Raw genomic sequence first — 12,508 nt, 5'->3', positions numbered from 1 at the left:
TTCAGCCGTGCGCCGGGAACAGCCCGCGCGGCTTCCAGAAGAGCACGGCCGCCATCAGCAGGTAGATGAGGATCGAGGCCAGGGCCGGTCCGGCGCCGGCCGCCGCGTCGGCGCCCAGCCACCGGTCGAAGGCCAGCGGGATCAGGGCGCGCCCGGCGGTGTCGACCACGCCGACCAGCAGCGCGCCGAAGAGGGCGCCGCGGATCGAGCCGATGCCGCCGATCACGATCACCACGAAGGCCAGGATCAGGATGCTCTCGCCCATGCCGACCTGCACCGCCAGCAGCGGCCCCAGCATGCCGCCGGCGACCGCGCACAGCGCCGCGCCGAGGCCGAAGACGGCGGTGAAGAGGCGCCGCACGTCGACGCCCATGGCACGCGCCATCTCGCGGTTCGACGCCCCGGCGCGCACCTGCATGCCCAGCCGCGTGCGCGTGACGAGCACGTAGAGCAGGGCCGCCACCGCCAGCCCGACGCCGATGATCAGCAGCCGGTAGGCCGGGTACGAGAAGCCCGGCAGCAGCTCGACCGGCCCCGCCAGGCTCGCCGGCGGGTTCAGCGCGACCGGCTGCGAGCCCCAGAGCATGCGCACGCCCTCGTTGGCCATCAGCAGGATGGCGAAGGTGCCCAGCACCTGCGAGAGGTGGTCGCGCCGGTAGAGCCGGCGCAGCACCGTCACCTCCAGCAGCATGCCGACGAGCGCCGTGCCGGCCACGCCGGCGAGGAGGCCGATCCAGAACGAGCCGCTGGCCGCCGCCGCCGTGGCGATCAGGTAGGCGCCCACCATGTAGAGCGAGCCGTGCGCCAGGTTGATCATGTCCATGATGCCGAAGACCAGCGTCAGCCCGGCGGCCAGCAGGAACAGCATCAGCCCGAACTGCAGCCCGTTGAGCGACTGCTCCAGGACCAGCACCCCCGCGCCCGTCATGCCGCGGGCATCTTGCAGGCGCCGACGTAGGCGTCGGCGTGGTTCTTGAAGACGGTGCTCAGGGTGCGGTTGGTCACGCGGCCCTGGGCGTCCTTGGTGACCACGCGCAAGTGGTAGTCCTGGACGGGGAAGTGGTTGGTGTTGAACCTGAAGGCCCCGCGCACCGATTCGAAGCGCGCCGCCTCCAGCGCCTTGCGCACGGCGGCCTTGTCGTCGAGCCGGCCCTTGACGTCGCGCACCGCGCCGTCGATGAGGCGGGCGGCGTCGTAGCCCTGCGCCGCGTAGAGCGTGGGCAGGCGGCCGTATTCCTTCTGGAAGTCGGCGACGAAGCGCCGGTTGGCGGCGTTGTCGAGGTCGTGCGCCCACAGCGAGCTGTTGAACATGCCCAGCATCGGCTCGCCGACCGCCTTGATCACGTCCTCGTCGGCCGAGAAGCCGGGACCGAAGAGCGTCATGTCCTTGGACAGGCCGGCGCCCACGAACTGCTTGATGAAGTTGATGCCCAGGCCGCCGGGCAGGAAGATGTAGACCGCGTCGGGCCTGGCCGCGCGCATCTTGGCGATCTCGGCGCCGTAGTCGAGCTGGTTGAGCGGGGTGTAGCTCTCCAGCGCGATCTCGCCCTTGTAGAAGCGCTTGAAGCCGGCCAGGGCGTCCTTGCCGGCGGGGTAGTTGGGCGCCAGCAGGGCCACGCGCTTGAAGCCCTTGTCGGCCACCGTCTTGCCCACCGCCTCGTGCAGGTTGTCGTTCTGGTAGCTGGCGCTGAAGAAGTAGGGGTTGCACTGCTCGCCGGCGTACTGCGACGGCCCGGCGTTGGCGCTGACGTAGAAGGTCTTGGACTGGAAGGTCGGCGCGCCCACCGCCAGCATCACGTTGGAGAACACGATGCCGGTCATGAAGTCGACCTTGTCGCGCTTGATCAGGCGATCGGCGGTCTGGCGCGCCACGTCGGGGCTCTGCTGGTCGTCGGCCACCACCACCTCGGCCGGCAGGCCGCCGAGCCTTCCGCCGCCCTGCTTGACCGCCAGCTGGAAGCCGTCGCGGATGTCCACGCCCAGCCCGGCGCCGGGGCCCGACAGGGTGCTGAGCAGGCCGATCCTGACGGCGTCGGCGGCGTGGGAGACGGGGGCCGCGCAGGCCAGCGCGGCGAGCGCGGCCAGCGCCAGCGGACGGAACGGGGAAGCGGAGGCGGACACGGTCTTTTTCATGCGGATGGCCTTTCGGGGTCGTCGGTGGAGCCGGGGAACGGGCGGCGCAGCGTAGCAGTTCCGGCGCGCTCCGCACCGCCCGCGATCCGGTCAAGGGTCCACGAGTGACTCCAATTGAAAACGATTCTCATCGGGCCCTAGAATCGCGAGCCCCGCCACCCGCCGGCACGCGGGCATCGCGTCCCGTCCTCCGGACGGCCGCCCACCTTCCCTCCCTGTCCCCCGCTCGTCGTCGCGCTCCCGCGCGCGATCCGTCGTCCTTTCACCGTCCCGTGCCGATGTCCATGCCTTCCTCTCCCTTTCCTCCACGCGCTTTCCCGCTGCGCGCCGCCGTCCTCGCGCTGTGCGCCGCCACCGCGCAGGCCCAGACCGCTGCCACGCTCGACGAGGTCGAGGTCCGCGACAGCACCGGCGCCACCGGCTACGACGGCGCCCGGCGCAACACCGCCGCGACCCGCACCGACACGCCGCTGATCGAGACCCCGCAGTCGGTGCGCGTGGTGCCCCGGCAGCTCATGGACGACCTGGGCGCCACGCGCCTGTCCGACACGATCGACCACGTCAGCGGCATCGCCCGCCTCAACGACTTCGGCGGCACCTGGGACAACTACGCCATCCGCGGCTTCAGCAACACCGACGGCGGCTCGCTGCTCAACGGCTTCGCCTCGGGGCGCGGCTACGGGCCGCAGCGCGACGTCGCCAGCGTCGAGCGCATCGAGTTCCTCAAGGGCCCGACCGCGGCGCTCTACGGCAGCGGCGAGCCCGGCGGCACGCTCAACGTCGTCACCAAGAAGCCGCAGTTCACGCCCTCGCACACGGCCGGCCTGCAGATCGGCGGCCTGGGCTTCCGGCGCGCGACGCTCGACACCACCGGCGCCCTGGGCCCGAACGTGGCCTATCGCCTGAACGTCGCGGCCGAGGACGGCGCGAGCCGCACCGGTTGGGTGGACAGCCGCAAGGCCGTGGTCGCCCCGGCCCTGACCTGGGTCGTCGACGCCGACACCGTGCTGCACTACGAGGCCGAGTTCATCCGCATCCGCACGCCGCTCGACCGCGGCCTGGTGCAGGTCGGCGGCAACGCCCTGGCGCTGCCGCGCGACCGCTACCTGGGCGAGCCCGCGCGCGACGACCTGCGCGTGGCCGGCGACACCCACCAGCTGGCGCTGGACCGCGACCTGGGCGACGGCTGGCGCGCGCGCGTGGGCGCCTCCTACCGAGAGACCGAGCTCGAGGGCGACGCCGTCGACCTCAACGGCACCCTGCGCGCCGACGGCCGCACGCTGACGCGGCGCGACAGCTGGCGCACCCTGCCCGCGCGCGACGTCTCGCTGCAGGCCGAGGTGGAGGGCAGGTTCCGCACCGCCGGCCTGGGCCATACGCTGCTGGCCGGCGTCGAGTCGTGGCGGCTGGCGATGGGACAGGGCATCGCCTACTCCACCCTGGCGACGCAGCCCTTCGCCATCGACATCTTCGACCCCGTCTACGGCCAGCCGCGCGGCATCCTGCGGCCCGGCTTCGCGACCGACGACCGCCAGCGCGCGACCGGCGTCTTCGTGCAGGACCAGATCGACCTGAGCGCGCGCTGGAAGCTGCTCGCCGGCGTGCGCTTCGACCGCTTCCACCAGGACTTCAAGGACTTCCTGGCCGGCACGCGGCAGGTGCAGGACCACTCGGCCGCCACGCCGCGCCTCGGCCTGACCTACCTGCCGACGCCCGACACCTCGCTGTACGTCTCGGCCGGCCGCTCGTTCCGCCCCAACGCGGGCGCCGACGAGACCGGCACCGCCTTCGCGCCGCAGAAGGGCCAGGCCTTCGAGGTCGGCGCCAAGTGGCAGTCGCGCGACCAGCGCATGAACGCGTCGCTGGCGGCCTTCGACATCCGCAAGACCAACGTGCTCACGCGCAGTCCGACCAACGTCGACTTCAACATCGCCGCCGGCGAGGTGCGCAGCCGCGGCGTGGAGGCCGACGTGGCCGGCCAGCTCGACGCGAACTGGCGCCTGACGGCCAACGTCGCCTTCACCGACGCCGAGGTCACGCGCGACAACAACCCCGCCCTGCTCGGCAAGCGCCTGGCGAACATCCCGCGCGCGAGCGCCGGCCTGTTCGCCATCCGCGAGGACCGTCTGCCCGGCGGCGGGCGCTACGGCGTGGGCGGCGGGCTGGTGCACGTGGGCGAGCGCACCGGCACGGCCACCGACACCTACCGCCTGCCGGCCTACACCACCGTGCGCCTGACGAGCTACTGGCAGGTCGACCCCCGCACGCGCGTGGGCCTGGAGCTGCACAACGCCTTCGACAAGCACTACGCGCTGGCCTCCTGGGGCGCGCTGACGGTGATCCCCGGACTCGGCCGCCAGCTGGTGGCGAGCGTGCAGGTGAGGTTCTGAGCCCGGCGAACATCTGCTGACACGCCGGGGGCTCGGCTTTACGAGACGGGCATGCCTCTTTACGGAACGGCCCACATTCATCCGTACTTGGTCGCGACGATCGAGGCATGTCTCCCGCCGCCTGCCGTGATTCCGGCCTTTCCCGCCCGTCCTTTCCTTCCGCTTCCCGCCCCTCCGACCCACCGCCGCCCCGTCCGTTTTCCCGCCGTCCTCCCCGCCGTCTCTCCCACGATCGACGCTTCCCCTGGTCCCGCGTCGCAGCCACGATCGCCGCCACCCTGGCCGCCACGGCGGCGTGGGCCGTGGAGCCCTTCACGGTGCGCGACATCCGCGTGGAGGGCCTGCAGCGGGTGGAGCCCGGCACCATCTTCGCCTCGCTGCCCCTGCGCGTGGGCGACACCTACAGCGACGAGACGGGCTCCGCGGCGATCCGCGCGCTGTTCGAGCTGGGTCTGTTCAAGGACGTGCGCCTGGACGTGAACAACGGCGTGCTGGTGGTCATCGTCGAGGAGCGCCCGACGGTGGCCGACGTGGACTTCGTGGGCACCAAGGAGTTCGACAAGACGGCGCTGCAGAAGTCGCTGCGCGAGGTGGGTCTGGCCGACGGCCGGCCCTACGACAAGGCGCTGACCGACCGCGCCGAGCAGGAGCTCAAGCGCCAGTACGTGAGCAAGAGCCTGTACAACGCCCAGGTCGTGACCACCGTCACGCCCATCGAGCGCAACCGCGTGAACCTGACCTTCACGGTCACCGAGGGCGAGCCCGCGCGCATCCGCGAGGTCCACATCGTGGGGGCCAAGGCCTTCGGCGAATCCACGCTGCTGAACCTGTTCGACCAGGACGCGGGCGGCTGGATGAGCTGGTACACCAAGTCCAACCAGTATTCGCGCGCCAAGCTCAACGCCGACCTGGAGACCCTGCGGTCGTACTACCTCTCGCGCGGCTACCTGGAGTTCCGCATCGACTCGACCCAGGTGGCGCTGTCGCCCGACCGGGAGGACCTGGCGGTGACGGTGAACATCACCGAGGGGGAGAAGTTCACGGTCGCGGGGGTGAAGCTCGACGGCAACTACCTCGGTCGCGACGACGAGTTCAAGTCGCTGGTGACCATCCGCGCGGGGCAGCCCTACAACGGCGAGCAGGTGGCCGAGACGACCAAGGCGTTCACGGACTACTTCGGCACCTTCGGCTACGCCTTCGCGCGGGTGGAGGCACGCCCGGAGATCGACCGCGCGACCAACCGCGTGACGCTCGCGCTGGTGGCCGAGCCGGCGCGCCGGGTGTACGTGCGGCGCCTGAGCGTGGGGGGCAACAACAAGACGCGCGACGAGGTGGTGCGGCGGGAGTTCCGCCAGTACGAGGCCTCGTGGTACGACGGCGACAAGATCAAGCTCTCGCGCGACCGGGTGGACCGCCTGGGCTTCTTCACGGAGGTCAGCGTCGATACCCAGGAGGTGCCGGGCTCGCCCGACCAGGTCGACCTCACGGTCAACGTGGTGGAGAAGCCCACCGGCTCATTGCAGCTGGGCGCCGGCTACTCGAGCACGGAGAAGGTCTCGCTCACCTTCGGCATCACGCAGGAGAACGTCTTCGGCTCCGGCAATTACCTGGGATTGAGCGTCAACACCAGCAAGTACAACCGCACCATCTCGCTGACCGCCACCGACCCCTACTTCACCTCCGGCGGCATCACGCGCACGATCAACGTCTTCCACACCACGACCCGGCCCTACTACCAGGCCGACGGCAACTACAAGCTGGCGAGCGACGGCGGATCGATCAAGTTCGGCGTGCCCTTCAGCGAGATCGACACGGTCTTCTTCGGCGTCGGACTCGAACGCTACCGCTTCACGCCCGGCACCAACGGCGACTACACGGTGGTCGACGGCACGTCGATCTACACCGCCACGCCGCAGGCCTACCTCGACTACTTCCAGTGCGCGGGCACGGTGCCGAGCGTGACCTGCGCCAACGCGAGCCGCGTCGGCGTGCCCCTGACCATCGGCTGGGGCCGCGACGACCGCGACAGCGCCCTGGTGCCCTCGCGCGGCCGGCTGCAGAACGCCAACGTCGAACTCGGCATCGTCTCCGACCTGCGCTATCTCAAGAGCAGCTACCAGTACCAGCAGTACTTCCCGATCGACAAGCAGTACACCTTCGCCATCAACGGCCAGCTGGGCTACGCGCGCGCGATCGGCGACGCGACCTACCCGATCTTCAAGAACTTCTACGCCGGCGGCCTGGGCTCCATCCGCGGCTTCGAGCAGAACTCGCTCGGCCCGCGCGACGCCGTGACGGCGGCCGCGCTGGGCGGCACCCGGAAGGCGATCTTCAACGCCGAACTGAGCACGCCCTTCCCCGGCGCGGGCAACGACCGCACGCTGCGGCTCTACGGCTTCTTCGATGCCGGCAACGTCTTCAGCGACCGCACGCCGAGCATGACCGACGCGCAATGGAAGGCGCAGCAGCGCCTGCGCGCTTCCGTCGGTCTGGGCATCGGCTGGATCTCGCCGCTGGGCCCGCTGCGGCTGGCCTACGCGGTGCCGGTGAAGTCGCAGAAGGCCGACACCGCCAACGGCATCGCGGCCGACCGCACGCAGCGCTTCCAGTTCCAGATCGGCACGTCGTTCTGAGCGACGCCCGCCCTCCCACTCTTTCCACCCTTTCCGCTCTCCCGCTTTTCCAAGGACCTCCCCGTGATCCGACCTTTCCGATGGGCGCTGCCGGCGCTCCTGTGCGGCCTCGCCGCGTGCACGACCGCGCCGACCGACCCGATCCGGTACAAGAGCGCGGCACCGCGCCCGGTCGCGACGCTCGACCTGCCGCCCGACGTCGCGCAACTCGCGCGCGGCAACGAGTACGTCGTCCAGCGTGGCGGGGTCTCGGCCAACGGCTTGCGGGCGGCGGCGCCGGACACCCCCCGTGCGCCGGCGACCGCGCAGACGCGCATCGGCGACGTCCGGCTGGAGGTCGCCGGCACGCAGCGCTGGCTGGTGGTCGGCCGCACGCCCGAGAGCCTCTGGACGCCGGTGCGCGACTTCTGGCAAGAGAGCGGCTTCCTCATCGACACCGACCGCCAGGAGGCGGGCGTGATGGAGACCGACTGGGCCGAAACGCATGCCCAGCTGCCGCAGGGCTTCGTGCGCGGCATGCTGGGCAAGGTGATGGATTCGAGCCACGTCACCGGCGAGCTCGACCGCTTCCGCACCCGCATGGAACGCACGCCCGAGGGCACCGAGATCTTCGTCAGCCATCGCGGCATGGTCGAGACCTACGGTGCTCCAGGCAAGGACGCCACGGGATGGCGGGCCCGGCCGACCGACCCCGGGCTCGAAGCCGAGTACCTGCGCCGCCTGATGGCCCGGCTCGGCGGCGCCGAGGCGGCCGCGACGCAACGCACGGTGGCCGCCGCGAACGCGATTCCCGCGGCGCCGCGCACCGCCGTCGTCGACGGCCGGACCGTGCTGCGCATCGACGCCGACTTCGCCCGCGCCTGGAGCCAGGTCGGCGCGGCCCTGGACCGCACCGGCTTCACGGTCGAGGAGCGCGACCGCGCCGCCGGCTTCTACCGGGTGCGCTACGTCACGCCGCGCAGCGACAGGGACGAGCCCGGCCTGTTCGCCAAGCTGGTCGGTCTGGGCAGGGCGCCGGCCACGCCCGCGCCGCTGCGCTTCCGCATCGCGGTGCGCGGCGAGGGCGACGCCACGCTGGTGTCGGTGCTCGACGCCGCCGGCGCGGCCGACGCGGGCGAGGACGCGCGGCGCATCGCGGCCGTGATAGCGGACGACCTTCGATGAAACCCCGGTCCGGACACGCGCTTTGCGCGATCGCGGCCGTCGCGATCCTGGCCTCGGGATGCGGCGCCGTCTCGCCGCGCACGCGGGACGTACTGACGTCGCTGACGCCGTACGAGGTCGAGGTCGTCCAGGGCAACGTCGTCACCGCCGAGCAGGTGGCGATGCTGCGGCCGGGACTGTCGCGCGAGCAGGTGCGCGAGCTGCTGGGCACGCCGCTGCTGACCGACATGTTCCATGCCGGGCGCTGGGACTACGTCTTCACGGTGCACCGCCAGGGCATCGCCGACCAGCGGCGGCGCCTCGCGGTGTTCTTCAGCGACGGCCGGCTCGACCGCTTCGAGGGCGACGAGATGCCCGGCGAGGCCGACGTCGTCGCCCGGCTCGATCCACGCGCGCGCGGGGACGTGGGCGCCCGGCCGTGACGCCGGGCCATGACCTTCCACGTCCCGCCTCCCGCACCCGGTCCTGCAGGCCCGGCTCTTCTTCCGCCCTTCGACTTTTCCAGCCTTCGCTTCCCATGCTCACCACCGTCTCCTTCAGGACCCGCGCGACCGCCGCGTCGGTGCTGCTGCTGTCCGCCTGCGCGGGCGGCCGCGCCCCGGCGCTGCCGGAACTGCCGCCCTTCTCCACCACCCTGGCCGTGCAGCAGATCTGGACCGTGCGCCTGCCGGCCGGCACCGCCCTCCTCCCGCCGAGCGCGAGCGGCGACACCGTCGCGGTGGCCGCCGCCGACGGCACCGTGCTCGCGATCGACGCGCTGTCGGGCCGGGAGCGCTGGCGCGCGCGCGTCGGCGCCGCGCTGCTCGCGGGCGCGGGCAGCGACGGCGACACCGTCGCGGTGGTGTCGGCCGGCAACGAGCTCATCGCGCTGGCGGACGGGCAGGTGCGCTGGCGCCAGCGCCTGGGCGCGCGGGCGTACACCGCGCCGCTGGTGGCGGACGGACGCGTCTTCGTGCAGACGGGCGACCGCACCGTCGGCGCCTGGGACGTCGGCGACGGCCACCGACTGTGGTCGAAGGCACGCACGCCCGATCCGCTCATGCTCGGCCGGCCCGGCGTGCTGGCCATGGCCGGGGACACGCTGGTCGCCGGCGCGGGCGGCCGGCTCATCGGCCTGATGCCGGCCGACGGCGGCGTGCGCTGGGAGGCGCCGATCGCCACGCCGCGCGGCACCGACGATGTCGACCGGCTGGTCGACCTGACGGGCGGCGTCAGCCGGCAGGACCACGTCGTCTGCGCACGGGCCTACGACGCGGCGGTCGGCTGCGTGGACACGCGCACCGGCCTGCGCCGCTGGGCCCGCAGCGCCTCCGGCTCGGAAGGACTGGACGGCACGCCGGACCTGGTGGTCGGCAGCGAATCGGGCGGCAGCGTGGTCGCCTGGCGGCGCGACGACGGCACGCCCGCCTGGCGCTCGGAACGCTTCAGGGACCGCGGCATGACCGCGCCGCTGGTGGTCGGCCGCGCACTGGCCGTGGCCGAGCGCAGCGGCACCGTGCATTTCCTCTCCGGCACCGACGGCGCCCCGCTCGCCCGCGTGACGCCCGACGGTTCGGCCATCGCCGCCGCGCCCGTGCTCGCCGGCGGCACGGTCGTCGTGGCCACGCGCGACGGCGGCGTCTTCGGCTACCGGGTGCGATAGATGACGACCATCCATCGCGGGCTGGCGTTCATGGTGGCCGGCGCCCTGCTGGCGGGCTGCGGCACGGCCAAGGTCGACGAGACCGCCAAGTGGAGCCCCAACCGCATCTACAGCGAGGCCAAGGACGAGGCCGGCTCCGGCGCCTACGACAAGGCCATCCCGCTGTTCGAGAAGCTCGAGGGCCGCGCCGCCGGCACCCCCCTGGCCCAGCAGGCCCAGCTCGACAAGGCCTACGCCCAGTACAAGGCCGGCGAGCGCCCCGGCGCCGTCGCCACCCTGGAGCGCTTCATCAAGCTCCACCCGGCCAGCCCCGCCCTGGACTACGCGCTCTACTTGAAGGGCATCGTCAACTTCAACGACGACCTCGGCCTGTTCGCCTCGCTCACCCGCCAGGACCTCTCCGAGCGCGACCAGAAGGCCGCCAAGGAGTCCTTCCAGTCCTTCAAGGACCTCGTCACGCGCTTTCCCGACTCGCGCTACACGCCCGATGCGCGGCAGCGCATGAGCTACATCGTCAACTCGCTGGCGCAGTACGAGGTGCACGTCGCGCGCTACTACTACAACCGCGGCGCCTACCTCGCGGCGATCAACCGCTCGCAGCTCGCGCTGGCCGACTATCGCGAAGTGCCGGCACTCGAGGAAGCGCTCTACATCATGGTGCGGTCGTACGATGCGCTCGGGTTGACCGACCTGCGCGACGACGCCAAGCGCGTTCTCACGACTAACTACCCGAAGAGCGAGTACCTCACGCGCGGCTTCCGCGCCAAGGACGACCCGTGGTGGAAGGTCTGGTGAGCCCCGTGCCGGCGCTGCTCCCCGCCCTGTGCATGCTGGCCCTCGTCGCCGGCTCCGGCCTGCTGGCGCGCGCATTGCCGCGCGTGCCGCTGCCGCTGCTGCAGATCGCCCTGGGCGCGGCGGCGGGCTGGCCGGCGTTCGGACTGCACGTGGTGCTGGACCCGCGACTCTTCATGCTGCTGTTCGTCCCCCCGATGCTCTTCGTCGACGGCTGGCGGATGCCCAAGCGCGAACTGGGCGCCTACAAGTGGCCCATCGCCGGCCTCTCCACCGCGATGGTGCTGTTCACGGTGTGGGCGCTGGGCCACCTGATCCAGTGGCTGCTGCCGGCCGTGCCCAGGGCGGCCGCCTTCCTGCTCGCCGCCGTGCTCTCGCCGACCGACGCGGTGGCGGTCTCGGCCATCCTGCAGCGCCAGCGTCTGCCCGCGTCGCTGCGCCACGTGATCGAGGGCGAATCGCTGATGAACGACGCCGCCGCGCTGGTGGCGGTGAAGTTCGGCATCGCGGCGGTGCTCGCGCACGACTTCTCGCTGCCGCGCCTGCTGGGCGACCTGGCGTGGGTAGCGGGCGGCGGCGTGGCGGTGGGCACGGGCTTCAGCGTCGCCTTCGGCTGGATCTACCGCCGCGCGCTGACCTGCCGCGACGCCCGGCCCGCGCCCGCCAGCGTGCTGCTGCTGATGCTGATGCCCTTCGCGCCCTGGCTGATCGCCGAGCACTTCGCGCTCTCCGGCGTGATGGCGGCGGTGAGCGCGGGCATGGCCGCCAGCGTGCTGGCGGTGCGCCACAGCCGCTTCGACGCCCTGCACCAGCAGACCGAGCAGGGCTGGAACCTCGTGCTGTTCGCCTTCCGTGGCCTGATCTTCACGCTGGTCGGGCTGCAGTTGCCGGACCTGCTGCGGCATCCGCCCGTGCCGCTGCAGGCGCTCGCGCCCGGCATCGGCGGCGGCGGCGACGGCGGCTTTCCGGTGGCGCTGCTGGGCATCGCGGCGGTCCTCACGCTCGGCCTGCTCGCCATCCGCTTCGCCGGGCTGGCGTCGGCGCTGTGGATCGCGCGCCGGCTGCGGCCCGCGCGGGAGGCGCGGCGCCCCGTGCTGTCGCTGTGGACCTGGTCGGGCCTCGCCGCCCTGGGCGGCACCCGCGGCGGGCTCACGCTGGCCGCCGTGCTGGGGGTGCCGCTGGCGCTGGCCGACGGCACGGCCTTTCCGGCGCGCGACCTGCTGGTGTGCCAGGCGGCGTTGGTGATCGTGCTGTCGATGTGCGTGGCGGCCGTCGGACTGCCCTGGCTGCTGCGTCGCGTGAACATGCCCGACGTCGACCCGCAGGCGCGCGAGACCGACCGGGCGCGGCTGCGCATCACGCGCGCGGCGCTGCGCAGCATCCAGGCGCCGTCGATGGCCGGCACGGACACCCGCCACGTCCCGTCCACGGGCGCGCGCACGGCAAGGGTCGCGCCGGACGGCGACGCGGTCGCGCGCGACGTGCGTTCACGCATCGGCCGCGACTACGGCCGGCGGCTGGCGATGGTCACCGGCCGCCGGGGCGCGACCGGACCGCCTTGCGAAGGCACGCTCGAACGCACCCTGCGCCTGGCGGCCCTGCAGGTCGAGCGCGACGAACTGCGCCGCCTGCGCCTGACCCACCGCATCAACGACGAGACCGTGCATGCGCTGATGCAGGAGCTCGACGCGGTGGAGTGGGCGATCCGGCGGCGGTTCTAGCGGGAATCCGGGAGCGGTGCGACGGCATCGATC

The 12,508-nt window shown here is 72.3% G+C and carries 9 protein-coding genes; 7 read left to right on the top strand and 2 right to left on the bottom strand.

The window, feature by feature from the left end:
- Position 1: 1 nt before the first annotated feature.
- Together ABID77_RS20925 and ABID77_RS20920 are read right to left on the bottom strand one after the other, a co-directional pair.
- Complete coding sequence (locus tag ABID77_RS20925; protein ID WP_429600100.1) at positions 2-928, bottom strand: branched-chain amino acid ABC transporter permease; 927 nt, start codon at positions 926-928, stop codon at positions 2-4.
- Positions 925-2,133 (bottom strand): ABC transporter substrate-binding protein, encoded by a 1,209-nt coding sequence (locus tag ABID77_RS20920; RefSeq protein ID WP_429600090.1) that lies wholly within the window; start codon positions 2,131-2,133, stop codon positions 925-927. The genes ABID77_RS20925 and ABID77_RS20920 overlap by 4 nt, the downstream gene beginning before the upstream one ends.
- Positions 2,134-2,417: 284 nt before the next feature.
- Here ABID77_RS20920 and ABID77_RS20915 point away from each other — a divergent pair, with 284 nt between their 5' ends.
- The 7 genes from ABID77_RS20915 (at position 2,418) to ABID77_RS20885 (ending at position 12,475) form a co-directional block, all read left to right on the top strand.
- The gene (locus ABID77_RS20915; RefSeq protein ID WP_429600085.1) at positions 2,418-4,523 is read left to right on the top strand and encodes a TonB-dependent siderophore receptor; all 2,106 of its coding nucleotides are present in this window, start codon (positions 2,418-2,420) and stop codon (positions 4,521-4,523) included.
- 266 nt (positions 4,524-4,789) lie between these two features.
- Positions 4,790-7,156, top strand: a complete 2,367-nt coding sequence (bamA, locus tag ABID77_RS20910; RefSeq protein ID WP_429600158.1) for an outer membrane protein assembly factor BamA — start codon at positions 4,790-4,792, stop codon at positions 7,154-7,156.
- A gap of 63 nt (positions 7,157-7,219) precedes the next feature.
- Positions 7,220-8,320: an outer membrane protein assembly factor BamC gene (gene bamC / locus ABID77_RS20905; protein ID WP_429600082.1), complete on the top strand. Its 1,101-nt coding sequence runs from the start codon at positions 7,220-7,222 to the stop codon at positions 8,318-8,320.
- On the top strand, positions 8,317-8,742 hold the full coding sequence (locus tag ABID77_RS20900) for an outer membrane protein assembly factor BamE (protein ID WP_429600079.1): 426 nt from the start codon (positions 8,317-8,319) through the stop codon (positions 8,740-8,742). Before bamC ends, ABID77_RS20900 begins: the two co-directional genes overlap by 4 nt.
- Positions 8,743-8,837: 95 nt before the next feature.
- Entirely contained in the window at positions 8,838-9,962 is a 1,125-nt protein-coding gene (locus ABID77_RS20895) for a PQQ-binding-like beta-propeller repeat protein (RefSeq protein ID WP_429600077.1), read from the top strand.
- Positions 9,963-10,757, top strand: a complete 795-nt coding sequence (locus ABID77_RS20890; RefSeq protein ID WP_429600074.1) for an outer membrane protein assembly factor BamD — start codon at positions 9,963-9,965, stop codon at positions 10,755-10,757.
- Positions 10,739-12,475: a Na+/H+ antiporter gene (locus tag ABID77_RS20885; RefSeq protein WP_429600072.1), complete on the top strand. Its 1,737-nt coding sequence runs from the start codon at positions 10,739-10,741 to the stop codon at positions 12,473-12,475. The genes ABID77_RS20890 and ABID77_RS20885 overlap by 19 nt, the downstream gene beginning before the upstream one ends.
- The last annotated feature ends 33 nt before the right edge of the window (positions 12,476-12,508 follow it).

Origin of the sequence: Variovorax sp. PvP013, assembly GCF_050435945.1 — a bacterium.
Taxonomy (GTDB): domain Bacteria; phylum Pseudomonadota; class Gammaproteobacteria; order Burkholderiales; family Burkholderiaceae_C; genus Variovorax.
The sequence above is the reverse complement of the archived record's forward strand: the minus strand, read 5'-3'. Positions and strand labels throughout refer to the sequence as shown.

Coding starts and splice junctions, on each gene's coding strand:
- ABID77_RS20925 (WP_429600100.1), bottom strand. CDS start 928: ATGACGGGCGCGGGGGTGCTGGTCCTGGAGCAGTCGCTCAACGGGCTG.
- ABID77_RS20920 (WP_429600090.1), bottom strand. CDS start 2,133: ATGAAAAAGACCGTGTCCGCCTCCGCTTCCCCGTTCCGTCCGCTGGCG.
- ABID77_RS20915 (WP_429600085.1), top strand. CDS start 2,418: ATGCCTTCCTCTCCCTTTCCTCCACGCGCTTTCCCGCTGCGCGCCGCC.
- ABID77_RS20900 (WP_429600079.1), top strand. CDS start 8,317: ATGAAACCCCGGTCCGGACACGCGCTTTGCGCGATCGCGGCCGTCGCG.
- ABID77_RS20895 (WP_429600077.1), top strand. CDS start 8,838: ATGCTCACCACCGTCTCCTTCAGGACCCGCGCGACCGCCGCGTCGGTG.
- ABID77_RS20890 (WP_429600074.1), top strand. CDS start 9,963: ATGACGACCATCCATCGCGGGCTGGCGTTCATGGTGGCCGGCGCCCTG.